The organism is Pseudomonas sp. NFX224 (genome assembly GCF_048565165.1).
GTDB lineage: Bacteria > Pseudomonadota > Gammaproteobacteria > Pseudomonadales > Pseudomonadaceae > Aquipseudomonas.
On the sequence record NZ_CP183416.1, the window covers coordinates 943,562 to 969,666 of the forward strand.

Sequence of the window (26,105 nt, forward strand, 5' to 3'; positions counted from 1 at the left end):
CGCCTCTATCCGCTTCCTGTTCGTCAAGCCAGCAATTTGCCTCGGGCTTCCTTCAGATTCGCAGTCGCCCGCGACACCCTTGCCTCTGGCTAACACTTCCCCTTGCCGGGTGTGTAGAGGACTTTCACCTCCAAGTCACCAGCGAGGCCACCACAGCCAAGCTGGTTGCGCTTACGCGCAACGCGCCATGCCTGGCGCACAAGCAAAAGAGCAGCCGAGGCTGCTCAATCTGTTTTGCCGATTATCCCGCGCACCGCACGGGAATAACCATTTCAATCAACGTTTCTGGGTCAGGGCACGACGCTCAAACTCAACAATGCGCTGACGGTAATGCTCAATCGTCTGGGCGGTCAGCACGCTGCGCTGGTCGTCCTTCAGTTCGCCGTTCAGCTCCTGGGACAGTTTGCGCGCTGCAGCCACCATCACGTCGAAAGCTTGCTTCGGATGACGCGGGCCTGGCAGACCGAGGAAGAAGCTCACTGCCGGGGTGCTGAAGTGGTCGATGTCGTCCAGATCGAAAACGCCAGGCTTGACCGCATTGGCCATGGAGAACAGGACTTCGCCGTTGCCCGCCATGCTTTCGTGACGGTGGAAGATGTCCATCTCGCCAAAACGCAGACCGCTTTCCAGAATGTTCTGCAACAACGCCGGGCCTTTGAAGCCGGCCGCGTCGCGGCAGATCACGCTGATTACCAGCACTTCTTCGGCCTGTGGCTGATCCTTGTCGTTGACCGCTGGCGAAGGCTTGGCGTCGTCAGCGAAATCATCGTCACGGCTGCTGAAGCTCGGGCCGCCATCCAGATCCAGGCTGAGGTTCATGTCACCCTGGGAAGGCTCGCCATGACCACGCTTGCCGCGCTTGGAACCCGACTCGCGAGGCTCGCGTGCCGGCATGCTTACGGATGGCAGATCATGCTCGTCCAGTTGCGGCTCTTTATGGGTATCCAGCACGCGGGGCGGGCCCAACAGCTCGGCGCTGGCGTCCTCGTCCGGCAGGTTGGACAGACTTCGATCAAGACGGAATTTCAGTTTTCCCTTGCCGCCGCGCATCCGGCGCCAGCCATCAAAAAGAATACCGGCAATGACAATAATGCCGATGACGATCAGCCACTCGCGCAGACCGATTTCCATGTAATCCCGTGCCTCTATAAAAAATGCTGAAAAATAAGGGGTTTACAACCTGTAAACCGCTTTAAAACGTGGCGCCAACTCTATGTTCTGACAGGCGTTTTGCCCACGTATACGAAAAATTGACATTAAACTAGCACGACCAAAGGTAACTTTACACCGTCTACCGCCCCGGCTTATGCGAATATGTCGATTGGCCAGCAAGTCGAAGCAAGTAAAAAAGTCCTACGGACTACAAATACCTCCCCTACAAGCGCCAAATCAGGCATCCACCATCGCCATCGCCTCTTCGACATCCACCGCTACCAGACGCGAACAGCCGGGCTCGTGCATCGTCACCCCCATCAGTTGATCGGCCATTTCCATGGCGATCTTGTTGTGGGTGATGTAGATGAACTGCACCGTCTGCGACATCTCCTTTACCAGCCGTGCGTAGCGTCCAACGTTAGCGTCATCCAAGGGTGCGTCAACTTCATCGAGCATGCAGAACGGCGCCGGGTTCAACTTGAAGATCGCAAAAACCAGAGCCAATGCGGTCAGGGCTTTTTCGCCACCGGAGAGCAAATGGATGGTGCTGTTCTTCTTTCCTGGCGGCTGCGCCATGATCGTCACCCCTGTATCGAGTAGATCTTCGCCCGTCAGTTCCAAATACGCGCGACCTCCACCGAAAACTTTTGGGAAAAGTGCCTGTAAACCGCCATTGATCTGATCAAAGGTATCTTTGAAACGGTTACGGGTTTCCTTGTCGATCTTGCGAATCACGTTTTCCAGCGTCTCCAATGCTTCCACCAGATCGTCGTTTTGCGCATCCAGATAACGTTTACGCTCGGATTGTTGCTGGTATTCGTCGATGGCCGCGAGGTTGATCGCCCCGAGGCGCGCAATCCGTGCGGCAATGCGCTCAAGTTCTTCCTCGGCGGCTTTTTCGCTGGCCTCGGCGGTCAGCGTGGCGAGTACGCCATGCAGATCGTAGCCGTCTTCGAGCAACTGATCCTGCAAGGCCTTGCGGCGAACGGTCAGTGCTTGCCATTCCATGCGCTGCTGTTCGAGTTGACCGCGGATCAGCTGCGATTGCTGCTCAGCCTGGTTGCGGCGTTTCTCGGCATCGCGCAGTTCACGGTCGGCGTCTTCCAGGGCGATCTGCGCGGTCTTGAGTTCTTCGTCGACGGTCATGCGTTTGTCGAGCAACTCTTCAAGCTTCAGGCGCAGCTCTTCCAGCGGTGCCTCGCCCTCCTCCAGGTTGAGGCTCAACTGCTCGCGCTTTTCGGTCAGGCGTTCTGACTGCATTTCCAGACGTTCCAGCGCCTGACGCGTCGAATCGTGCTGCGCCTTGAGCGAGCCCAGACGCACCGCCAGTTGATGGGCATGATCCTTGTGCTGCCGCGCTTCCTGACGCACCCGGTCAAGGCGCTCGCGCAAACTATCGCGCTGAGCCAGCAGCAATTCGCGTTGCTCGGTGTCCAGCGCCATGCTGTCGAGGGCTTCCTGCAATTGCAGGCGCGCTTCGCCGATGTTTTCGTGCTCCAGCGCACGCTGTTCGTCCAGTTCGGTAAGTTCTTCGTCGAGACGCGTGCGGCGCAGGGTCAATTGCTCGGCCTTGGCTTTACCGGCCGACAATTGGGCTTTCAATTCACCCTGCTGGCGCGCCTCGTCTTGCAGCAAGCGGCGCAAATGTTCGCGACCGTTTTCCTGCTGCCGCTGTTGCGCACGCAGGTTTTGCAATTGGCTTTCCAGGGTTTCGACGGCGGCTTCACGCTCTTCGCGCTCAAGGCTCAATTGCTGGATTTCCTGACCCCGGGCCAGTACGCCGCTTTCCGCTTCACTGGCCCGTCGCACCCGCAGGAAATGCCGGCCAACCCAGAAACCGTCACGACTGATCAGGCTCTGACCGGCGGCCAGTTGACCACGCAGGGCCAGCGCCTGCTCGAGGTTTTCTACCGGTTTGACCTGACCCAGCCAAGGCGACAGATCAATCTGCGCCTCGACCTTGTCGAGCAGGCTGCCGGGGACTCGCACGCCATCGCCCGCAGGGCTGAGCAAACGCAAATCGCCTTGGGCAAACCCGGCCAGATCGAATTCGTTGAAGTCATCCACCAGCACCGCTTGCAGATCGGCGCCGAGCACGGTTTCCACCGCCAGTTCCCAACCGGCCTCTACCTTCAGGCCTTCGGCCAGACGCGGGCGATTCGCCAGATTTTGTTCGCGCAACCATTCAGCGGTGCCGGTGCCAGGATCGAGCGCGGCTTGTTGCAGGGCTTCCAGCGAGGCCAGACGCCCATTGAGTCGCTGCAAATCGCCCTGGGCCTGTTGCTGCGATGTCAGCGTTTGCTGCAATTGCTGGCGCAGTTGCTCAAGTTTTTCGACCTGAGCTTCTTCACTGGTCTGCAAATCTTCGAGGGTCGCCTCGGATTCAGCAAGCTGCTCGCTGAGCTCCATGATCGCCGCGTCCTCCGGGTCTGCCGAGAGCAAGGCGCGCTCTTCGCCGAGACGCTTCCGACGATCGGCCAGACGCTCCATGCTGGTTTCCAGTTGCTGGATCCGCGACTGCTGCACTTCAGCCTGACGGCGCGGTTCGGCGGCGGTCAGGTTGAAGGTGTCCCACTGTTCCTGCCAGCCGTGCATGGTGGTTTCGGATTCTTCCAGCGCGGCGGCGGCTTCTTCGGCGGCAGCGCTGGTGACTTCCTGCTCCGGCGTGAGCATGTCCAGCTCTTCGCCGAGGGTCAGCAGCAACGTGCGGTCGTGCCCCAGGTGCGATTCGGTTTCCAGGCGCGCGCGCTCGGCTTCTTTCAAATCGTCCTGCAACTGACGCAAGCGCTGCTGGCCGTGCTGGATGCTCTGCTCGACCCGGGCGATGTCGCCGCCGACCGAATAGAAGCGCCCCTGCACCAGATTGAAGCGCTCGGACAGGTCATGGTGCCCGTCGCGCAAGCGTTCGATGCTGGCATCGGCGTTGCGCTGCTCGGCCACCAATGCTTCGAAACTGATTTCCTGGGTGCCGATGATTGCTTCACGCTGACCGACCTGATCGTTCAGGTCTTGCCAACGCAGAGCCGACAACCGGGCCTTGAGCTGACGCTCCTCGCCTTTGTATTCCTGATACTTCTTCGCGGCCTCGGCCTGGCGGTGCAAGCGTTCGAGTTGACGCTCAAGCTCCTCGCGCAGGTCAGTCAGACGCTCCAGGTTTTCGTGGGTGCGACGGATGCGGTTTTCGGTCTCGCGCCGACGCTCCTTGTACTTGGAAATGCCCGCCGCTTCTTCGATGAAATTACGCAGGTCTTCCGGTTTGGACTCGATCAGCTTGGAGATCATCCCCTGCTCGATGATCGAGTAGCTGCGCGGGCCGAGGCCGGTGCCGAGGAAGATGTCGGTGATGTCGCGGCGACGGCATTTCGTGCCGTTGAGGTAATAAGTGGTCTGGCTGTCGCGGGTCACTTTGCGGCGAATGGAAATTTCCGCATAGGCGGCGTACTCACCAAGCAAAGTGCCGTCGGAGTTATCGAAGACCAGTTCGATGCTCGCCTGGCTTACCGGTTTACGACTGGTGGAGCCGTTGAAGATGACGTCGGTCATCGACTCGCCGCGCAGATTCTTGGCCGAGCTCTCGCCCATCACCCAACGCACGGCGTCGATGATGTTCGACTTGCCGCAGCCATTGGGCCCGACCACCGCCGCCATGTTGCTGGGGAAATTCACCGTGGTCGGATCGACGAAGGACTTGAACCCCGCCAGCTTGATGCACTTGAGCCGCAAGATCAGGCGTCCGTCAGGGCGGAGATCACCAGATCGCAGCTGCGCTGGCCATAAGCGGTCAGCACTTCGCGAATCTGTGGAAAGTCACGGGCAATCACGGCGGCAAGCAGGCGTTCGAACAGCTCCAGGTACTCGCTCATCGAGGCCTTGCGCTGATCCAGTGCAAGGAAATAGGCACGGCTCATGGCCGGCTGCAGATTCTCGACGGTTTCCTGCAAGTACGGGTTGTTGGCAAACCCATAGGTGGCGCGCATCACGCTGAAACTGTCGTCGACGAAGGTGTGGATGTCCTGGCGCTCGTAGCTGGCCGTCAGGCGCTGCTGAATCTGCACGAACGGCGCCAGGTCGGCCTGGATTTTCCAGCCAGTGGCCACGGCGTTGGCGAGCAGGATGTACATCTCGCTCATCAGCGTGCACAGGCTCTGCACCTTGTGCGGGGTGAGTTCCGTCACATGGGCGCCACGTCGCGGCAGGATCGCGATCAGGTGGCGACGCTCAAGGATCAGCAAGGCCTCACGGACCGAACCGCGGCTGACGTCGAGCGCCTGCGTGACCTTCTGTTCCTGGATGCGCTCCCCGGGCTTCATTTCGCCGCGAATGATGCGTTCGGCGAGGTGGTGAGCAATTTGCTCGGCGAGGCTGTCCGGCGCCTTGAACGTCATGGTTGTCCTTCAAACTCTTCGATCTGCACAAGCGGCGCAGTGTAGCGCAATTGATACGTCATGGCGCAGAGCCCTACCGGGGGTTTTGGCACGATTCAAGCAAAAAGCAGGCTAGCCTGCGAGGGTTAATAATGAAGAAACAAGTTGTTAGTCGACAAAATGCACTTTCCTGACCTTTAAGTCAGAAAATCATTGACCGAAAAGTCAGACCTGCTAAATTCGGTCACATCGGTTAACAACAATAATGAGTCTGCGAGGCCTTCCGTGATCCAGTTTTTACTAAACCAGGAACTCCGTAGCGAGCACGCCCTGGACCCGAACCTGACCGTGCTCAATTATCTGCGCGACCATGTGGGCAAACCCGGCACCAAAGAAGGCTGCGCCAGCGGTGACTGCGGCGCGTGCACCGTGGTAGTCGGCGAATTGCAGACGGATGATGACGGCCGCGAGCACATTCGCTATCGCAGCCTCAACTCGTGCCTGACGTTCGTTTCGTCGCTGCACGGTAAACAGCTCATCAGCGTTGAAGACCTCAAGCACAAAGGCGAACTGCACAGCGTGCAAAAAGCCATGGTCGAGTGCCACGGTTCGCAGTGCGGCTTCTGCACGCCGGGCTTCGTCATGTCGCTGTTCGCCCTGCAAAAGAACAGCGACGAGCCTGACGCCCATAAAGCCCACGAAGCGCTGGCCGGCAACCTCTGCCGCTGCACCGGCTATCGCCCGATCCTGGAAGCCGCCGAGCAGTCCTGCTGCGGCAAAAAGCCGGATCAGTTCGATGCCCGTGAAGCCGAAACCATTGCTCGCCTCAAAGCCATTGCGCCGACTGATATCGGCGAACTCAACAGCGGTGACAAGCGCTGCCTGGTGCCGCTGACCGTGGCCGACCTGGCCGATCTCTACGACGCGTATCCACAAGCCCGCCTGCTGGCCGGCGGTACGGACCTGGCGCTGGAAGTCACGCAGTTCCACCGCACCTTGCCGGTGATGATCTACGTCGGCAACGTCGCCGAGATGAAGCGCATCGAGCGCTTCGACGACCGTCTGGAAATCGGCGCCGCCACCGCCCTCTCCGATTGCTACGAGGCTTTGAACGACGAGTACCCGGACTTCGGTGAACTGCTGCAACGTTTCGCGTCCTTGCAGATCCGCAACCAGGGCACCCTGGGCGGCAACATCGGCAACGCCTCGCCGATCGGTGACTCGCCACCGCTGCTGATCGCCCTCGGCGCGCAAATCGTCCTGTGCAAGGGCGAAACCCGCCGCACCATGGCGCTGGAAGACTACTTCATCGATTACCGCGTAACCGCGCGTCAGGAAAGCGAGTTCATCGAGAAGATCATCGTGCCGCGCGCCAGCGTCGAACAACTGTTCCGCGCCTACAAAGTCTCCAAGCGTCTGGACGATGATATTTCTGCGGTGTGCGCCGCCTTCAACATCCGCCTCGACAACGGCGTGATCGCCGATGCCCGCGTGGCGTTCGGCGGCATGGCGGCCATTCCGAAACGCGCCAACAGTTGCGAATCCGCGCTGATCGGCTCGCCGTTCAACTACGCCACCATTGAACGCGCCTGCGCCGCTTTGGCCGAAGACTTCACACCGCTCTCGGACTTCCGCGCCAGCAAGGAATATCGCCTGCTCAGCGCGCAAAACCTGCTGCGCAAATACTTCATCGAACTGCAAACACCGCACATCGAGACTCGGGTGACCGCTTATGTCTAATCATCACGCCGTAGAGAAGACCCAGGCCGAACTGGCTGAACTGTTCGCCAAGGACCTGACCACCGGTGTCGGCCGCAGTGTCAAGCACGACAGCGCCGCCAAGCATGTGTCCGGTGAAGCGCAGTACATCGATGATCGCCTGGAATTTCCGAACCAGTTGCACGTTTATGCGCGTCTGTCGGATCGTGCCCACGCGAAAATCATCAGCATCGACACCTCGCCCTGCTACGCCTTCGAAGGCGTGCGTATCGCCATTACTCACGAGGACGTACCGGGCCTGAAAGACATCGGTCCGTTGCTGCCGGGCGATCCGCTGCTGGCCATCGACACCGTGGAGTTCGTTGGCCAACCGGTGATCGCCGTCGCGGCGAAAGACCTGGAAACCGCACGCAAGGCAGCAATGGCCGCGATCATCGAATACGAAGACCTGGAGCCGGTGCTGGACGTGGTCGAAGCCCTGCGCAAGCGCCACTTCGTACTCGACAGTCACACCCATCAACGTGGCGATTCGGCCACGGCGCTGGCGACTGCCGAACATCGCATCCAGGGCACGCTGCACATCGGCGGCCAGGAGCACTTCTACCTCGAAACCCAGATCTCCTCGGTGATGCCGACCGAAGACGGCGGCATGATCGTTTACTGCTCCACACAAAACCCCACCGAAGTGCAGAAACTGGTGGCCGAAGTGCTGGACGTGTCGATGAACAAGATCGTCGTCGACATGCGCCGCATGGGCGGTGGTTTCGGCGGCAAGGAAACCCAGGCCGCAAGCCCTGCGTGCCTGTGCGCTGTAATCGCGCACCTCACCGGCCAGCCAACCAAGATGCGCCTGCCCCGCGTCGAAGACATGCTGATGACCGGCAAGCGTCACCCGTTCTACGTTGAATACGACGTCGGCTTCGACAGCACCGGGCGCCTGCACGGCATCGCGCTGGAACTGGCCGGCAACTGCGGTTGCTCGCCGGACCTGTCGGCCTCGATTGTCGACCGGGCGATGTTCCACTCCGATAACTCGTACTACCTGGGCGACGCGACCATCAATGGTCACCGCTGCAAAACCAACACCGCGTCGAACACCGCCTACCGTGGTTTCGGTGGCCCGCAAGGCATGGTCGCCATCGAAGAAGTGATGGACGCCATCTCTCGCCATCTGGCCCTCGACCCGCTCGCGGTGCGCAAGGCCAACTACTACGGCAAGACCGAGCGCAACGTCACCCATTACTACCAGACCGTCGAGCACAACATGCTCGAAGAGATGACTGCCGAGCTGGAAGAAAGCAGCCAGTACGCCGAGCGCCGCGAAGCGATTCGTCGCTACAACGCCAACAGCCCGATCCTGAAAAAAGGCCTGGCACTGACCCCGGTGAAATTCGGCATTTCCTTCACCGCCAGTTTCCTCAATCAGGCAGGCGCGCTGGTGCACGTCTACACCGACGGCAGCATCCACCTGAACCACGGCGGCACCGAAATGGGCCAGGGCCTGAATACCAAGGTCGCGCAGGTCGTGGCCGAAGTGTTCCAGGTGGAAATGGACCGCGTACAAATCACCGCGACCAACACCGACAAGGTGCCGAACACCTCGCCAACCGCCGCGTCCAGCGGCGCCGACTTGAACGGCAAGGCTGCGCAAAACGCGGCAGAAATCATCAAGAAACGCCTGATCGAGTTTGCTGCGCGCCAGTACAAAGTCACCGAAGAGGACGTCGAGTTCCACAACGGCCACGTGCGGATTCGCGATCACATCCTGACCTTCGAAGCGCTGATCCAGCAGGCATACTTCGCTCAGGTGTCGCTGTCGAGCACCGGTTTCTACAAGACCCCGAAAATCTACTACGACCGCAGCCAGGCACGCGGTCGTCCTTTCTACTACTTCGCCTTTGGCGCGGCGTGCTGCGAAGTGCTGGTCGATACCCTGACCGGCGAATACAAGATGCTGCGCACCGACATCCTCCACGACGTCGGCGCCTCGCTGAACCCGGCCATCGACATCGGCCAGGTCGAGGGCGGTTTCATCCAGGGCATGGGGTGGCTGACCATGGAAGAACTGGTGTGGAACAACAAAGGCAAGCTGATGACCAACGGCCCGGCCAGCTACAAGATCCCGGCCGTGGCGGACATGCCACTGGACCTGCGGGTGAAGCTGGTGGAAAACCGCAAGAACCCGGAAGACACGGTGTTCCACTCCAAGGCCGTGGGCGAGCCGCCGTTCATGCTCGGCATCGCCGCGTGGTGCGCCATCAAGGACGCCGTGGCCAGTCTCGGTGATTACAAGCATCAACCGAAAATCGACGCACCGGCGACCCCGGAGCGGGTGTTGTGGGGCTGCGAGCAGATGCGCCAGTTGAAGGTGGCGAAGGCTGTCGAAACCGAAGTTGAGTTGGCTTCGCTCTAAGACCGAGGCGCGGCCAATCGCTAGCAGGCTAGCTCCCACAGAATTTGTGTTGAATCCAGATTCTGTGAACACCACAAAACACTGTGGCAGCTAGCCTGCTAGCGATGAGGCCCGAACAGACAACAAATGTTGTAGGGGTGAAAACATGTACAACTGGATCGACGCCCTCGCCGACCTGCAAAACCAGGGTGAGCCCTGCGTGTTGGTGACCATCATCGAAGAGCTCGGCTCGACGCCGCGCAATGCCGGTTCGAAGATGGTCATCAGCGCGAACCAGACTTTCGACACCATCGGTGGCGGGCATCTGGAATACAAGGCCATGCAGATCGCCCGCGAGATGCTCGCCAGCGGCAAGCAGGACACTCATCTGGAGCGCTTCAGCCTCGGTGCCAGCCTCGGCCAATGCTGCGGCGGCGCGACCGTTTTGCTGTTCGAACCGATGGGCCAGGTGCAGGCTCAGATCGCCGTATTTGGCGCAGGCCACGTCGGTCGTGCGCTAGTGCCATTGCTCGCTGGCCTGCCCTGCCGGGTGCGCTGGATCGACGCTCGGGAAGAAGAGTTTCCCGAGCAGATTCCCCACGGCGTACGCAAGATCGTCAGCGAGGAACCGGTGGATGAAATCGACGACCTGCCCGCCGGCAGCTACTGCATCGTCATGACCCACAACCACCAACTCGACCTCGAACTCACCGCCGCGATCCTCAAGCGCAACGACTTCGCTTACTTCGGCCTGATCGGCTCGAAGACCAAACGGGTGAAGTTCGAACATCGCCTGCGCGACCGTGGTTTCGACAGCAGCGTCGTGCAACGCATGCGCTGCCCGATGGGCATCGGCGAAGTCAAAGGCAAGTTGCCTGTGGAAATCGCCATCTCCATCGCCGGCGAAATCATCGCCACCTATAACGCGAATTTCGGCCAGCAAACTTCCAGCGCCGGATCGATAGCCAAACTGCTGCCTGCCTCACGCCGCAGCCAAGCCTCTAATTGAGAACTCCCATGCCTTTGACTCGCAAAGCCTACCGCGCCGCCATCCTGCACAGCATCGCCGACCCTGCCGAAGTGGGTATCGAAGCCTCGTACGAGTATTTCGAAGACGGTTTGCTGGTGGTCGATAACGGCAAGATCAGCGCCCTTGGCCACGCCAGCGAATTGCTGCCGACGCTGCCGGCTGACATTGAAATCACCCACTATCAAGACTCGCTGATCACCTCCGGTTTCATCGATACCCACATTCACTTGCCACAAACCGGCATGGTCGGTGCCTACGGCGAGCAACTGCTGGACTGGCTCAACACCTATACCTTCCCGTGCGAAAGCCAGTTCGCCGACAAGGCCCATGCTGACGAAGTCGCCGACATTTTCATCAAGGAACTGCTGCGCAACGGCACCACCACCGCCCTGGTATTCGGCAGCGTGCATCCGCAATCGGTGAATTCGTTCTTCGAAGCAGCCGAGCAGCTCGACCTGAGGATGATCGCCGGCAAGGTGATGATGGACCGCAACGCCCCCGATTACCTGACCGACACCGCCGAATCCAGCTACGTCGAAAGCAAGGCGCTGATCGAGCGCTGGCACGGCAAGGGCCGCCTGCACTATGCGGTGACCCCGCGTTTCGCCCCGACCAGCACCCCGGAACAACTGACCCTCGCCGGCCAATTGCTGACCGAATACCCGGATCTGTACATGCAGACCCACATCAGCGAAAACCTCAAGGAAATCGAGTGGGTCAAGGAGCTGTTCCCGGAGCGCAAGGGCTACCTGGACGTCTACGATCACTACCAGTTACTTGGCGAGCGCTCGGTGTTCGCCCACGGTGTGCACCTGTGCGATGACGAGTGCGCGCGCCTGGCGCAAACCGGTTCGGCCATTTCGTTCTGCCCGACCTCGAACTTCTTCCTCGGCAGCGGCCTGTTCAACCTGCCGATGGCCGAGAAGCACAAGCTCAATGTCGGTATCGGCACCGACGTCGGTGGCGGCACCAGTTTCTCGCTGCTGCAAACCCTCAACGAAGCGTACAAGGTGATGCAACTGCAAGGTGCGCGCTTGAGTCCGTTCAAGTCGCTGTACCTGGCCACCCTCGGCGGCGCCCGTGCGCTGCGCCTGGAAGACAAGATCGGCAACCTGCAACCGGGCACCGACGCCGACTTCCTGGTGCTGGACTACAACGCCACGCCGCTGCTGAGCTATCGCTTGAAGCAGGCCAACAACATCGCCGAGTCGTTGTTTGTGTTGATGACGCTGGGGGATGACCGGACGGTTCAACAGACGTATGCGGCGGGGAATCTGGTGCATCAGCGCTAAAGTTCTTCAGGCATAAAAAATCCCCCGCACTTTTCAGTCCGGGGGATTTTTTATTGCCTGCCAGCGATTAGAGCAACTCGGTATCAGCTCAGAGCTTGGCCGGCGAGCGCCCTGGTTTCTTGGTCTGCAACAAATGCGAGAACACCGCATGCAAATCATCCGACGCACTTTCTTCGTCGAGGTTGAGTTTGCTGTCGATGTGATCCATGTGATGCATCATCAGGTTCACGGCCAGTTCACTGTCGCGCTTTTCGATGGCGTCGATCAACTGGGTGTGCTCGTCGTAGGAGCAGTGGGAACGGTTGCCGCTTTCGTACTGGGCGATGATCAGCGATGTCTGAGAGACGAGGCTGCGCTGGAAGCTGATCAGCGGTGCGTTTTTCGCCGCTTCGGCCAGTTTCAGGTGAAATTCGCCCGACAGACGGATGCCGGCACCGCGATCGCCACGGGAGAAGCTGTCGCGTTCGTCGTTGACCATCTGGCGCAATTCGGCGATCTGCTCGGCGGTGGCGTGTTGCACGGCCAGTTCGGTGATCGCGCGCTCCACCAGACGGCGGGCCATGAACACCTGCCGCGCCTCTTCGACGCTCGGGCTGGCGACCACGGCGCCGCGATTCGGACGCAGCAGCACAACGCCTTCATGGGCCAGGCGCGACAACGCGCGGCGAATGATGGTACGGCTGACCCCGAAAATTTCCCCCAGCGCTTCTTCGCTCAACTTGGTGCCGGGCGCCAGGCGCTGTTCGAGGATAGCCTCGAAGATATGCGCGTAGACAATATCGTCCTGGGTACCGCTACGGCCGGCTTTGCCTGCTCGCGGTTGTTTCTTTAGGGGCTGCAACTGTTCGTTCATGGGCACTCGAGTCGGGAGAACTGCGGCGAATTGACCGTGACTGTAATACGGCACAGTGGGTCGCTGGCAAGTATCGCGTAAAAAACACTGCGATTGTACACAATGGTTAGTGGCAACACGACTGTATGGCTGTTTGTCGCTTCTGCTGTATAGCAACGCTTGCTTACATTTGAGTTTAGGCTTGAACCCTGGTTTTACCTTTGAAAAGTACAGGAACAACGCTGTCATGAACGACGCCACACAAACCCGCCTGCGCCCATGGGCCGACACTTCACCTTCGGCCATCGTCGCCGGGTTCATCGCGATGATGACCGGCTACACCAGCTCCCTGGTCCTGATGTTCCAGGCCGGACAAGCGGCGGGCCTGACCAGCGGGCAGATTTCCTCGTGGATCTGGGCGATTTCCATCGGCATGGCGGTCTGTTCGATCGGCCTGTCACTGCGCTATCGCACGCCGATCACCATTGCCTGGTCGACGCCGGGCGCGGCGCTGCTGATCACCAGCCTGGGCGGCGTCAGTTACGGCGAAGCCATCGGTGCCTATATTACCTGCGCGGTGCTCGTGACCATTTGCGGGCTGACCGGCAGTTTCGAACGACTGGTGAAAAAGATCCCGGCGTCATTGGCGGCGGCATTGCTGGCGGGGATTCTGTTCAAGATCGGCAGCGAAATCTTCGTCGCCGCCCAGCACCGCACCGCGCTGGTGCTTGGCATGTTCTTCACTTATCTGGTGGTCAAGCGCCTGTCACCACGCTATGCGGTATTGGGCGCGCTGTTGATCGGTACGGCGCTGTCGGGGTTCATGGGGCTGCTGGACTTCAGCGGTTTCCATCTGGAAGTGGCGATGCCGGTCTGGACCACGCCACACTTTTCTCTGGCGGCGACGATCAGCATCGGCATTCCGCTGTTCGTAGTGGCGATGACTTCGCAAAACATGCCGGGCATCGCCGTGTTACGTGCCGATGGTTACAGCGTGCCAGCCTCGCCGCTGATCACCACCACCGGCATTGCCTCGTTGCTGCTGGCACCGTTCGGCTCCCACGGAATTAACCTGGCCGCCATCAGCGCGGCGATCTGCACCGGGCCGCATGCCCATGAAGATCGCAGCAAACGCTACACGGCAGCGGTGTGGTGCGGGATTTTCTACGGGATCGCCGGGGTATTCGGCGCTACATTGGCGGCGCTGTTTGCCGCGTTGCCCAAGGAACTGGTGCTGTCGATTGCCGCACTGGCGCTGTTCGGCTCGATCATCAATGGCCTGAGCATTGCCATGAGTGAAGTGAAGGAACGTGAAGCGGCGCTGATCACTTTCATGGTCACGGCATCAGGGCTGACGCTGTTTTCCATCGGTTCGGCGTTCTGGGGGATTGTGGCGGGGGTGGTGACTTTGCTGATTTTGAACTGGCGTAAAGCTGCGATCCTTTGACCTAAAAAAACGTCGACCCTTGAGTCGCCGTTTTTTCAACATCAAGCTACCGGATTGATCGGCTTTTCCGGGTACCAGACGTCCAGCAGCGGGCTGACTTCAACGCTGGTCAGCTCGGTGCGGCCCTTGAGCCAGGCTTCTGCAGGAAAACCAGACCGTAGACGTCGCCAAAATAACCCAGACCATTGGCTTCCATGGCTTCTTTGAGGAACGCATCGAGGAAAGCATCAATGGCAGTTCGACGCCTGCTTCCTCGATCACCTGCCAGACCTGGCGTTTCTGGGACGCTTTTTCATTCGGGGTCTATTGCAGGGCCGCCAGCGCGACAGTGCCTTTCAAGCGCTGCGCCAGCAGCCAGGTAAACGCCAGTACCGGGATCACCGCGCAGGCCGCCGCCAGCCACAACAGCGCGCCAAACCCTTGGCCAACCAATTGTCCGGCCAAGGCCGGCCCCGCCATGGAGCTCAAGGCAAATGCCCCCGGAATCAACATGATCGAGCGACCGCTGCTGTCCAGGCGAGCAATTGCCGCAGTTTGGTAGACACAGCCCCAGGTGAACCCCACCTCCCAGATCCAGGCCCCGGCGGCATACATCAGGAAGCCCTCGGCGCTGCCCAGTAACATCAGCCCTGCTCCCAGTACCGCCAGGACGATGACATGGGGCAAGCGCACGCCCAGACGGTCGCCCACCACGGCCAGGACAAGTGCAGCTGCGCCGCCCAGTAACTTCAACACTGCAAAGACGATACCCAGTTCCGTCGGCTGCAGCGCCAGACCATGGCCCAAACGCTCAAGGAACGCCCAAAGGCCAATTTGCCCCACGCCGAACAAGAAGAAAAAGGCCAACGCGGCATAAGCCGCAGGCGGCAATTGAAAGCATGAGAGCAACGATCCACCACGCAGTTGCTCTCTTTCACCAATAAAGTCCTGGCGATTCGGCAATACCAATGCGCTGAGGCTCAACAACAGAATGATCGTAGCCAGCATCAAGACCGCGCCGGCGTAGTGGAAATACGCAATCACCAACGAAGGCAAAGCGAAAAGCACGGCAGCCACCACTCCGAGTTCGATGCCCAGCCGCATACCCAAGGCTCGTTCCTTGTTGGCCATTTCGCCCATGATGCGCATGCCGAGGCAAGTCATCAGCGCGGCAAAAAAACCAATCACGGCCCACACCGGCAACTGCGCCGCGGCCGGTAGCCATGACGACATCCAGTACGCTGCCGCAGCCCCAGCCGCACAGCCCAGAGTCAACCAGCGCCAGTTCAAGCGATCAATCAGCATCACGGCCACCAGCGTGCCAAGCAGGTAGCCGGCAAAACACACCGCCCCCAGCAGGCCGATCTGTTGGACACTGAACCCAAGGCTGTCGACCATCGAACCGAGCAGGATAGGCAAGGTATTGAATGGCAAACCACCAATCGTCGAGGCAAAGCTGGCGGCCAGCATGATCGCCAGTGTTTTACGGCCACTCATGTTCATTGTGCGTTCCTGCCCGGGTGGTTATCAGCGCTGGCCGACGGTGATGATTTCGCGGCGTTCGGCCATTGCGGCCGGCACGCTTTCTTCGTCCATGAAAAACTGGTCGTACCATTCGCGCAGTTGATAAACCGGGCCATCCCCTTCAGCCAGGACCGGGTTGTTGACCCGAATCTTGTGTGCCCAGATATCCACGTCCTGATAGAACGACTCGCGGTTGCGCATCACATAGTCCTGAGCCAGGGCGCGATTTTGCTCCTCGGTCCAGCCCGGGATTTTTTTCACCATGCAACCAAAGCGCAGTTCGAAACTGTTGCCATTGATCGGCACGTGGCAGTTGAGCAGGATCGAGTGGATTTCCATGCCTTCGAACACCGCGCGCATGCGGGTGAAATGGGTCGCGGGCCCATAGTAAGCCGACTCGGCCACCAGGTCGCCGCCCAGTCGCTCGGAGTCACCGTGGAAAATCTGCTGTGCGATATGGCCTTCAAAGACGTTGGCGAAGTACTTGGTGGGAGTGCCGTGAACCGGGCCGAAATGCTGGGCGTCCGCCAGGTTGTCGACCAGTTCCCGCGGGTTGGTCTCGATGATCAGCTTGTCCATGTGCCAGTCATGCAGCCATTCATCGCTGTCCTGCTCGGGCAAATGAGGAATCACCACCTCGTCTGCCGGGGCCTTGCCTTGCGGGTTATTCCAGACAAACAGCAGTCTGTTCTCTTCACAGGTCAGCCAGCTGCGGGTCTTGGCTTTGGGTGGGATGCGCTTGCAGTACGGAATCTCCACGCATTTGCCGCTCGCGTCGTATTGCCAGTGGTGAAATGGGCAGACCACGCGGTCGTTTTCCAGGGTACCGCGCGACAGGTCAGCGCCCATGTGCGGACAATGCGCATCAATGACGCTGATCTGGCCGCTGGACGTGGCAAACGCCAGCAAGCGCGTACCAAAGATATCCAGGGTGTGCAATTGACCGTCACGGTAGTCGGCCGCTTCACCCAGGCAATGCCAGCCTCGACCAAAGCGAGGGGCCAGAACATTTTCGACATTGATTGCAGCGAGCTTGGTCATTGTTATTGTTCCTCGTGTGAAAATCCCCGATAACTTGCCCGGTCAATCTTCACCGAGCAGATGCCGGAGCTCATCCTCCGCATGGACTAGATGAGCCTTCCACCACGACTTCTCCAGACTGTCAGCGCCAGTCGGCGACGATCCCATGCTCCAGGGCGAAGGGCTGCGCGGCAATCGTGCGCCGCTGAAAATCCACCGCTTGCCCGGCAGTGGCCAGCCACACCATGACCGCGGCCGGCACCTGGGGGGGAGCGGTGCCGATGCGCATGGCCAGCAAGCCGCTCTCGCCAATCGTGGCCTTCAGTGCGTCGGTGGTGACCACCCCGGGATTGAGCGTGAAGGCGCGAATCCCCTGCTTGCCCAACTCGGCGGCAAGCACCCCGGACACCCGGGACACCGCAGCCTTGCCTGCCCCATAAGCGTACCCCCAACCGCCGTCGACGGCGGCCACGGGAGGGTCGCCCTCGCCGGCTCCGGAGGTCACGTTGATCACCACCCCCGAACCCCGTTCGAGCATGGCCGCCAGCACCGTCTGGGTCAGCAGCAACGGCGCCAGGATGTAGCCCTTGAATACCCGTTCCATGGTCTGCGCCTGTAACGTCATGAACGCCGCGTTCAAATCGTTGCCTTGGTAAATGGCGTTATTGACCAGCACATCGATGCGCCCGAACGCTGCCAGCACGGCCTGCCCGGCCGCCACCACCGAGGCGCTGTCGAGCAGGTCCATGGGCACCACCAGCACCTCGCGCCCCAACTCGCGGATGGCCGCCGCGGTGCTGTTGAGACTGCCGGGCAAGGGCACGCCCTGGGCATCGCACAAGCGATGGCTGGTGTGCTCGCCCTCCTCCAATGTGCGGGCACTGATTGCCACATCAAATCCGGCCTGGGCAAAAGCCAATGCCGTCTCCCGGCCGATGCCGCGGCTGGCGCCGGTAATGAATGCCACCTTGTTCATGGGCATGCTCTCCGTGGCAAGGGTCAGAAACCCGCGGGGCGAACCATGGCATCCATACCGCCATCGACAAAGATCACGCTGCCGTGGATGAAGCTGGCCTGTGCGGATTGCAGGAATGCCACCACTTGAGCGATTTCCTCGGGGTGACCGGAACGCCCCAGCGGTGCGACGAACTCACGGACGGCCTTGGCAAAACGCGGGTCGTTCAGCGACGCCTGATGCAACGGCGTCTCGACCGCTCCCGGCGCCACCACATTCAGGCGAATGCCCTGCTTGGCCCAGGTAACCGCCTTGCTGCGGGCATTGCGGGTCACCGCGTACTTGGAGCTGGCATAGGCGACGTGGGACAGACCCAGGGCATTGGCATGTTCCAGCGCCAGGCTTTCGTTGCCAGCGAGCATGGCCGCGACCATCGGCTGCTGATCGGGCTTGGCGTGGGTGGCGGCAATCGAGCCGATCACCACGGCGGCAGGCTTGTCGCCCTTGGCCAGGGCGTCGGCCAGACCGTCGAGCAGCTCACTGACGCCGAAGTAATTGACCGCGATAATGATATCGGACGTCGCGCTGGAACCTACCCCGGCGCAGCAGACCAGGCCGTCGAGCACGCCTGCGCTTTGCTCAAGCACCGCACTGATGGCTGCCTGGCGTCCGGCCGGGCTGGACAGATCGGCGATGACCTCGGCGTTCGCCCGATCGATACCAATGATACGGTGCCCTGCGGCGCGTAGCGCCTGGCAGACTGCCGCGCCAATACCGGATGCAGAACCGCTGACCGCTGTAACTGGCATAACGTTCTTCCTCATTAAATAACGGTGTCGGCTAGTATTGAGGCCGCACGAAGCCGCCAACATCGTCCGCACGGACTAAAACGCCCCGATCTTGCGAGCAAGAACGGGGCGTTCGATTGACAAAGACCACACTCAGGCGCGGTTGCGCACCAGCTGAGCCAGCTTCAATGCCGGCGCTTGGGGCTTATCGCTTGCCAGCAGCGCCAACTTGGGCTTTCCCAGGGCAACCACGCTATTGAGGATGATGCGCACCAACTCCGTTTGGCGGCGGACCCCGGTCTTCGAGAAAATCGAGCGCAAATGCGCCCGGGCGGTGTTACGGCGCACATTCAGTACTTCGGCGGCTTCTTCGAGCGACAGGCCATTGGCCAACTCCATGGCTAATGCGGTTTCCGCCCGCGTCAGGTTGAACAGTTGCTTGGTCACCGTTTCACTGGCCATGGAACGGCCGACGGCGTCACGGATGTACACCACCACCACAGGCTTGCTCTTGCCTTCGGCCCAGTCCTGGGTCGGAATTGGCTCGACGACGACGCCCAGGTTGATCTGTCCCGACGGCCTGGACACCGACATCGCTTCAGCCGCCGTGCTGACCTGCTCACTGCTCGCTTCGCGCGCGAAGGCGTTACGCACCAGGCGCTGCAGCTCGCGATTATCGGTGGGGTAAGTGGCCTCAAGACGGCCGCCGACCAGCTTGAGTCCATCGGCCTGCTTCAGCAATTCACTGGCCACAGGGTTCAGGCTCAGCACGCTGCCATTCTGGTCAAGGACGATGGTGGCCACTGACAAGCGGCTGATGGCCTGGGAGTACAACTCGCTGATCGATTCGCTGCGGTCGAGCAGGTTGTGCACGTGCATCGCCCGGCGCAAGTGCGGCAGGAGCATTTCGCACAAGGTGCGTTCGGAGGCGGTGAATTTCGGTGCGGCTTTCGGCCGGGTAATGCGAAAGCGCAGCTTGCCGCCATCGGGCGTGGAAACATCGGCACCCATGATGTGGTAGGTGTCGTGTACGGTGCCATAGGTTTTGTAATAGGCCGAATTGGCCCACTGCGCCTCGGTCATCAGGTCCTCGACCGTGAACACCTGGTCCATCGGTGGATTGTTGAAGGGAGTGACCGCTTGAGGATACGCCCAGTAACTGACCTCACCCTCGCCCTCAATGTCACCGACGACAATCATCAGGCCCAGGTCCGGCTGCTCAGGCACTCGCAAAATCAAGGTGACATAGTTGGCCTGGTACAAGCTGCGGACATGGCGCAGGGTCTTGGCCATCAACTTGTGATCCAGCGAGCCGTCGTAGAACTCGCCGATAAGCCTGTCATATTCAGCCAGCTCCACACCCATTTCTGCCAGGGCCTGAACACTCAAGCTGGAATTTTCCATCGCCCGTCTCCTCGCGGGGCACAGCGCCAGGCTGTGCCCGTTTTATTGTTATGATTCGAACACTTGCGTCTGCGGTGTACGGCCCGTGCGGGCCGCCACCAGTGGTTTGCCCTGGTTGAACCAGGCGGCCAAAGCCGGTAGCAGGAAAATCGCCCCAAGCACATTGACCAGAAACATGAACGATAGCAATACCCCCATGTCGGCCTGAAACTTCAGCGGCGCAAAGGCCCAGGTGCAGACCCCGATCGACATGGTCAGGGCGGTGAATACGGCCGCCGTTCCGCGCTGGCACATGGCCCGGTAGAACGCATTACGCAGGTCGGCTCCGTCGGCCATTTCATGCTGGATCCGCTCATAGAGGTAGATGCCGTAGTCCACCCCGACTCCGACCCCGAGCGCCATCACCGGCAGTGTCGCCACCTTCAGGCCGATACCGAGCATGGCCATCAGTGCGTTGCACAGCACCGCAACGATGGCCAGCGGAACCAGGATGCACAGCACCGCGCGCAATGAGCCAAACGTCAGCCAGCAAAACATCAGCACCGAGCCGAACAATGCCACCAGCATCAGCACCTCGGCGCGCTTGACCGCGTCATTGGACGCCGCCATCACCCCTACGTTGCCACCGCCCAGCAGGAACTTGATTTCCGGGACCTGGACCTGGTCGATGATCCGCTTGGCTTCCTTGACCACATGGGACACCGTTGCTCCATCGTGATCAGAGAGGAACACCAGGATCTGCATCTGCTGGCAGCCATCGGTCACCAGGCCGTCATCGGGCATATAGGCCCGCGCCCCCTGGCTCAGCCCCCGGGACGATCCCGGAATGGCCGCCCAGCGCGGGTTGCCTTCGTTGTTGCCGGCAATCACCGTCTTGCCGAAGCCGGCCACACTCTGCACAGACTGTACCCCCGTGACGCTGCGCATCTTAAAGTCGAAAGCCTCGACGGCACGCATCACCGTCGGCGACAGACAGGCCTCTTCCAGGCCCCTGGCCTCGACAAACACCGCCAGCACATCGAGGCCGATGGAATAGCTGCCGACAATCTTCGCGTTGTCCTGGTTGTAGCGCGACTCGGCGCGCAACTCCGGCGCACCGGCACCGATGTCACCGACTTCCAGCTGCCGCGCCTTGAGCACCGCGACGCCGAGCAACATCAGGCTGAGCACCAGCACCGCCAGCGCCGGACGCGGCTCGGCCAGCGCCGACAGCCGCCACCACAGCGGATGCCTGCCCTGCTGCTGGACGCGCCCCTTGGCGAGCACGCTACGCTCCAGACGCAAATGGGAAATGATGATCGGCAACATCATCTTGTTGGTGATGATCATCAGCATCACACCGATGCAGGCGGTCACACCCAGCTCATGCACGATCGGGATGTCGATCAGCATGATCACGGCAAAACCCAAGGCATTCATCAGCAGCGCCAGGGAACCGGGAATGAAGATGTTGCAGAAAGCCAGGCGCGCCGCCTGCACCGAATCCTTTCCGGCCAGGACTTCCTGCTTCCAGGCGTTGGTCATCTGCACGGCGTGCGAGACGCCGATGGAGAAGATCAGGAACGGCACCAAAATCGACATCGGGTCGATGCCAAGACCCATCAGCGGCAGCAGTCCCAGGAGCCAGACCACCGGTAGCAAGGCCACCAGCAAGGCCACCACGGTCAGGCGCAGCGACCGCGAGTAGATCCACAACAGCAGACCGGTGATCAGGAAGGCGACGACAAAAAAACCGATCACTGTCATCAAACCTTCGACCACATCGCCCACCAGCTTGGCGAAGCCGACGATGTTGATTTCCACCTGGTCGCCGGCGTATTTGGCGCGGATGTCTTCCAGGCTCCGGGACACGTCCACATAACTGACCGCCTTGCCGGTCTGCGGGTCGACGTCCTGCAGGTCGGCACGCACCATGGCCGATTTCAGGTCGTTGGCCACCAGCCGCCCGACCTGCCCGGAGCGGGCGGCATTGCTGCGCACCTGAGCCAGGTCCTCGGCAGTTCCGGTAAAGCGTGGCGGCACGACTACATCGCCGAAAAAGCCTTCTTCGGTGATTTCGATGTAGCGCACATTGGCGGTGAACAACGACGTAACGCTGGCCCGACTGACCCCGTTGATGAAGAACACATCGTCAGTGACCTTGCGCAGCGTGTCGAGGAACTGCGGGTTATAGATATCCCCCTCACCTTTCCATTTCACGCTGACCAGAAAACGGTTGGCCCCGGTGAAATACTGACTGAAACCGAGGAAGTTGAGCATGTACTCATGCCGCACCGGGATCTGCTTGTTGAAGCCAGGATCGAGCTGGGTGTGCGTGGCGCTGTACCCCAGGCCCAAGGTCAGCAACACAAACACCGACAGCAGCAGTTTGCGTTTCCCCAGTAACATGTCGGCACAGCGCTCGACCATGCGATCGACCCAGGATTTACCGTGTTTCATGACGCTGCTCCCCTTTGCCCAGCATGGCAACGCTGTTGCCGCTGCCCTGATACACACCACGCTCACCGGCCACCAGCACCTGGTCGCCCTCTACCACAACTGCTGAGGTCAAGGTCCCAAGCCCGGGTTGCCGGCTGGTGCCGAGCAGGTGGCCCTGGCCATCGAGGCGCACCATCGAACTGCCCGCGCCGACAATCAGTACCCCGCCGTTGTCCGGTAGCAGCACATGACCATAGAGCGGTTGCGTGTTGCCGACCTTGATGGCCTGCCATTGCTCGCCGAAGTTATCGGTGACAAAGACATGACCGCGCATGCCGTAGGTCACCCAACGCTGGGAGCTCAGCCGGACTACGCCAAACAGCGAACCGTTGTAGAACGTCGGCAACTGTTGCCAGTGCTGGCCGTTATCGACACTGCGCAGGACCAGTCCCTGCTCGCCGACCAGCATGCGCCGGCCATCACTGGCACCGTCCATGGCATTGAGGTGAGAGCGATCGACTTCCAGCGCCAGCACTTGCCAGCTCTGCCCGGCATCGTCGGATTGGTAGAACTTGCCATAGCTGCCGAACACAAAGACCTGATCACCGCCGGCCGCCCAAACGCCCAGCAATGGCTCACCAGCTTCGGGCTCGTAGTGAACCTCCTGCCAACTGCTGCCCTCGTCGGTGGAACGCAGGATCAAGCCATCCTGGCCAACGGCAATCAGTTGCCCGGCGCTCAATGCGGCAATGGCGGTGAGGGAAATCTGGCGCCGCGGCTCGACACTGGCCTGCCGCCAGGCATGGCCGCGGTCATCGCTGATTAAAATGGTGCCGCGCTCGCCCACCGCCACCTGGCGCTTGCCCAGGTTGAGCAGGCCGTTGATTTGCATGCGGTCGGTGTTCAGTACCGTTTCACCGACGCTCGCGTCCTCCCGCGGGGTAAACGCCAGCGCGACGATTGCGGCAACCGCAATACACACCAGGTAAGCGATCAACTGGCGCATGGGCGACTCCTTGCAGCAACATCCAGGCGCTCGACAATAGACATACGGCCCACCCTCTTATTCTTGTAGAAGTGAATCACCGCCCCCCCACGAGGTGCGGCGCTTGCAACCGCTCTTGACTGAGGTGTGTAGATAGTCGTCCTGCCCGGCACCCGGAGCATCGTCCAAATGGCCTACCCCCGGGCCGAACGACTCAATTCGTGATCAAGGAAGTTCGAACAGACCCGCTGCGCCCATGCCGCCGCCAATGCACATGGCCACGACCACGTAGCGCGCGCCCCGGCGACGCCCTTCAAGCAGGGCGTGACCGACCATGCGCGCACCGGACATCCCGAACGGGTGACCGATGGAAATGGCCCCGCCATTGACGTTCAGGCGCTCCGGGGGAATGCCCAGGGCGTCGCGGCAATGCAGCACCTGGCAGGCAAAGGCTTCGTTGATTTCCCACAGACCGATATCGGCCACGCTCAGGCCAAAGCGCTTGAGCAGCTTGGGCACCGCGACCACCGGCCCGATCCCCATCTCCTCTGGCGCACAACCGGCCACGGCGATGCCGCGATAAATGCCCAGCGGCTGCTGGCCCAGCGCTGCCGCTTGCCCGCGGCTCATCAGCAAGCTGGCCGACGCGCCATCGGAAAACTGCGAGGCGTTGCCAGCCGTGATGAATTCACCTTGCTCGACCCACTGACCGTTCTTCCAGACCGGCTTCAGGGCGGCCAGGTCTTCGCTTCGGGTCGATGGGCGGTTGCATTCATCGCGATCGGCCAGCACCTGTTCATGGCCAAGTGGCTGACCTTCCTTGTCGAACAGCTGCTTACGCGTCTGCAATGGCACGATTTCGCCATCGAACAAACCATCACGCTGGGCAGCCGCCGTGCGTTGCTGGCTTTGCAGCGCATAGTCGTCCTGGGCGGCACGACTGATACCGTAGCGCCGCGAGACAATCTCGGCGGTCTCGATCATCGGGATGTAGGCGCCGGGCATGCAGGCCAGCACCGCCTGCGACTGGTTGCGATAGGTGTTCTTGTGTTTGTTCTGGGTCAGCGACAGCGACTCGACGCCGCCAGCGATGGCAATGCTCATTTCACCGGCCAGGATGTTCTTCGCCGCCATGCCGATACTGATCAGGCCAGAGGCACACATGCGATCCAGGGCCATGCCCGGCACGCTGTCCGGAAGCCCGCCGGTGTAGGCGCAGAGCCTGCCGATGTTGTAGCCCTGGGTGCCCTGCTGCACGGCTGCGCCCATGATCACATCGTCCACCGAACCCGGATCGATACCGGCACGTTCCACCACGGCCCGCACCACATGGCCGCCGAGCACCGGGGCTTCGGTGTCGTTGAACGAGCCGCGGAAGGATTTGGCCAGCGCAGTACGCGCGGTCGCAACGATTACAACGTCATTCTTGTCCATGCAAAAACTCACTCGGTAATGGGATTGAAGGTGTAGCGACTGATGGTGTCGACCACGCAGCCGGGGCGCTCGGAGCCCTCGATTTCAACGCTGATGCGCACCACCAGCTGTACGGCGCTGCCGATCATCTCGGCGCTGATCACCTGGCCTCGGCCGCGTACCCGGGAGCCAACTTTCACCACGGCGGGAAAGCGCACGCGGTCGGTGCCGTAGTTGACCCCCATGGCCATGTTGTCGATGCTCATGAGCTGCGGCATGAACAGGTTGGCCAGCGCCAGGGTCAGGTATCCATGGGCGATGCATGCCCCAAACGGCCCGTTGGCGGCGCGCTCGGGATCGACGTGTATCCACTGCTGGTCGCCGGTTGCATTGGCGAACAGGTTGACCCGCTCCTGGGTCAGCTGCAGCCAGTCGGTGACGCCCAGGTCCTGGCCCTGGGCCTTGAGCATTTGTTCGGCACTACTGAATCGGGTGCTCATGGGAGGTCCTCAAGCCTGTTGCGAACTGACCGACAGCACTTCGCCGACCATGTAGGAGGCGTAGTCGCTGGCCAGAAAAATCATCACGTTGGCAACCTCCCAGACTTCAGCGGCACGGCCGAAGGCTTCACGGTCGGCCAGCTTTGCCAGCATTTCTTCGCTGGAGGCCTTCTTGAGAAATTCATGCAAGGCAATCGAAGGCGACACCGCGTTGATGCGCACCCCGCTTTCGGCAGCTTCCAGCGCGCTGCAACGGGTCAGGGCCATGACCCCGGCCTTGGCGGCGGCGTAGTGCGCCTGTTCCTTCTGCGCACGCCAGCCGAGCACCGAGGCGTTGTTGACGATGGCCCCCGAACCGCGACGCTCCATATGCGGCAACATCGCGCGGGTCATGCGGAAGGTGCCGGTGAGCGTCACATCGATGACCCGCAGCCATTCCTCATCGCTCATCTCGGTCACCCGCTTCGATCCACCGAGGCCAGCGTTGTTGATCAGCACATCGACGCCACCCAGGGCCTGCTCGGCGGCGGTGACCAGGGCCTGCACCTCGGCCTCGACGGTGACATTGCACAGTTGGCCGTACACCGCCTCCAGGCCGGTGTCGGCCTTGAGTTGCTCGACCGCCTGCTCCAGGCGCCGGGGATGCACATCGGAAATCATCAGGGCGCGGCAGCCTTCCTCGGCACAGCGCCGGGCCGCGGCGTAACCGATGCCTGCGCCGGCGGCGGCGGTGATGAGAACGGATTTGCCAGCCAGCAACTGGTGGCCAGGAACATAGGGAGGGGCTTGTTTCACGATCTATACCTCTGTCAGAAAACACGATGTCGACAGGTATAAAGGCCGCCGGGAGCGGGCACATCGTCAAAACGGACGGGGTGGGTAATAGCG

At 60.9% G+C, this 26,105-nt stretch carries 19 protein-coding genes and 1 pseudogene; 5 read left to right on the forward strand and 15 right to left on the reverse strand.

The features are described 5' to 3' along the window. Positions 1-276: 276 nt before the first annotated feature. The 3 genes from zipA to ACNYC6_RS04125 form a co-directional block, all read right to left on the reverse strand. A complete protein-coding gene (gene zipA, locus ACNYC6_RS04115) occupies positions 277-1,131 on the reverse strand; it encodes a cell division protein ZipA (protein ID WP_419711205.1) in 855 nt (284 codons plus the stop codon). A 258-nt stretch (positions 1,132-1,389) separates the two neighbouring features. Continuing rightward, complete coding sequence (smc, locus tag ACNYC6_RS04120; RefSeq protein ID WP_419711206.1) at positions 1,390-4,878, reverse strand: chromosome segregation protein SMC; 3,489 nt, start codon at positions 4,876-4,878, stop codon at positions 1,390-1,392. A gap of 2 nt (positions 4,879-4,880) precedes the next feature. Next, positions 4,881-5,540 (reverse strand): GntR family transcriptional regulator, encoded by a 660-nt coding sequence (locus tag ACNYC6_RS04125; protein WP_419711207.1) that lies wholly within the window; start codon positions 5,538-5,540, stop codon positions 4,881-4,883. 264 nt (positions 5,541-5,804) lie between these two features. On the opposite strand from ACNYC6_RS04125, the gene xdhA reads away from it, so the two are divergent. From xdhA to guaD, 4 genes are all read left to right on the forward strand, one after another. Next, entirely contained in the window at positions 5,805-7,259 is a 1,455-nt protein-coding gene (gene xdhA / locus ACNYC6_RS04130; protein WP_419711208.1) for a xanthine dehydrogenase small subunit, read from the forward strand. Further along, on the forward strand, positions 7,252-9,651 hold the full coding sequence (gene xdhB / locus ACNYC6_RS04135; protein ID WP_419711209.1) for a xanthine dehydrogenase molybdopterin binding subunit: 2,400 nt from the start codon (positions 7,252-7,254) through the stop codon (positions 9,649-9,651). The genes xdhA and xdhB overlap by 8 nt, the downstream gene beginning before the upstream one ends. A gap of 145 nt (positions 9,652-9,796) precedes the next feature. Continuing rightward, on the forward strand, positions 9,797-10,639 hold the full coding sequence (gene xdhC / locus ACNYC6_RS04140; RefSeq protein ID WP_419711210.1) for a xanthine dehydrogenase accessory protein XdhC: 843 nt from the start codon (positions 9,797-9,799) through the stop codon (positions 10,637-10,639). 8 nt (positions 10,640-10,647) lie between these two features. Next, entirely contained in the window at positions 10,648-11,952 is a 1,305-nt protein-coding gene (gene guaD, locus ACNYC6_RS04145; protein ID WP_419711211.1) for a guanine deaminase, read from the forward strand. A gap of 88 nt (positions 11,953-12,040) precedes the next feature. Here guaD and ACNYC6_RS04150 read toward each other — a convergent pair whose 3' ends face one another. Continuing rightward, entirely contained in the window at positions 12,041-12,805 is a 765-nt protein-coding gene (locus ACNYC6_RS04150) for a GntR family transcriptional regulator (protein WP_419711212.1), read from the reverse strand. 226 nt (positions 12,806-13,031) lie between these two features. On the opposite strand from ACNYC6_RS04150, the gene ACNYC6_RS04155 reads away from it, so the two are divergent. Further along, positions 13,032-14,231: a benzoate/H(+) symporter BenE family transporter gene (locus ACNYC6_RS04155; protein ID WP_419711213.1), complete on the forward strand. Its 1,200-nt coding sequence runs from the start codon at positions 13,032-13,034 to the stop codon at positions 14,229-14,231. A 41-nt stretch (positions 14,232-14,272) separates the two neighbouring features. Here ACNYC6_RS04155 and ACNYC6_RS04160 read toward each other — a convergent pair. The 11 genes and pseudogenes from ACNYC6_RS04160 to ACNYC6_RS04210 form a co-directional block, all read right to left on the reverse strand. After that, a pseudogene (locus ACNYC6_RS04160) lies at positions 14,273-14,466 on the reverse strand (hypothetical protein); the annotation flags it as partial. Positions 14,467-14,534: 68 nt separating this feature from the next. After that, positions 14,535-15,713, reverse strand: a complete 1,179-nt coding sequence (locus tag ACNYC6_RS04165) for an MFS transporter (protein ID WP_419711214.1) — start codon at positions 15,711-15,713, stop codon at positions 14,535-14,537. Positions 15,714-15,737: 24 nt separating this feature from the next. Then, positions 15,738-16,775, reverse strand: a complete 1,038-nt coding sequence (locus ACNYC6_RS04170) for a Rieske 2Fe-2S domain-containing protein (RefSeq protein ID WP_419711215.1) — start codon at positions 16,773-16,775, stop codon at positions 15,738-15,740. Positions 16,776-16,896: 121 nt separating this feature from the next. After that, positions 16,897-17,730 (reverse strand): SDR family NAD(P)-dependent oxidoreductase, encoded by an 834-nt coding sequence (locus ACNYC6_RS04175; RefSeq protein WP_419711216.1) that lies wholly within the window; start codon positions 17,728-17,730, stop codon positions 16,897-16,899. A gap of 23 nt (positions 17,731-17,753) precedes the next feature. Next, entirely contained in the window at positions 17,754-18,518 is a 765-nt protein-coding gene (locus tag ACNYC6_RS04180) for an SDR family oxidoreductase (protein ID WP_419711217.1), read from the reverse strand. A gap of 132 nt (positions 18,519-18,650) precedes the next feature. Continuing rightward, positions 18,651-19,901: a helix-turn-helix transcriptional regulator gene (locus ACNYC6_RS04185; RefSeq protein WP_419711218.1), complete on the reverse strand. Its 1,251-nt coding sequence runs from the start codon at positions 19,899-19,901 to the stop codon at positions 18,651-18,653. A 48-nt stretch (positions 19,902-19,949) separates the two neighbouring features. Further along, the gene (locus tag ACNYC6_RS04190) at positions 19,950-22,340 is read right to left on the reverse strand and encodes an efflux RND transporter permease subunit (RefSeq protein WP_419711219.1); all 2,391 of its coding nucleotides are present in this window, start codon (positions 22,338-22,340) and stop codon (positions 19,950-19,952) included. Then, a complete protein-coding gene (locus ACNYC6_RS04195; RefSeq protein ID WP_419711220.1) occupies positions 22,327-23,325 on the reverse strand; it encodes a WD40/YVTN/BNR-like repeat-containing protein in 999 nt (332 codons plus the stop codon). Before ACNYC6_RS04195 ends, ACNYC6_RS04190 begins: the two co-directional genes overlap by 14 nt. A gap of 204 nt (positions 23,326-23,529) precedes the next feature. Then, positions 23,530-24,738 (reverse strand): acetyl-CoA C-acyltransferase, encoded by a 1,209-nt coding sequence (locus ACNYC6_RS04200; protein ID WP_419711221.1) that lies wholly within the window; start codon positions 24,736-24,738, stop codon positions 23,530-23,532. A gap of 8 nt (positions 24,739-24,746) precedes the next feature. Beyond that, positions 24,747-25,217 carry a MaoC family dehydratase gene (locus tag ACNYC6_RS04205; RefSeq protein WP_419711222.1) on the reverse strand — a complete coding sequence of 157 codons (471 nt, stop codon included), beginning with the start codon at positions 25,215-25,217 and terminating at the stop codon, positions 24,747-24,749. Positions 25,218-25,226: 9 nt separating this feature from the next. After that, positions 25,227-26,012, reverse strand: a complete 786-nt coding sequence (locus tag ACNYC6_RS04210) for an SDR family oxidoreductase (RefSeq protein ID WP_419711223.1) — start codon at positions 26,010-26,012, stop codon at positions 25,227-25,229. Positions 26,013-26,105: the final 93 nt, after the last annotated feature.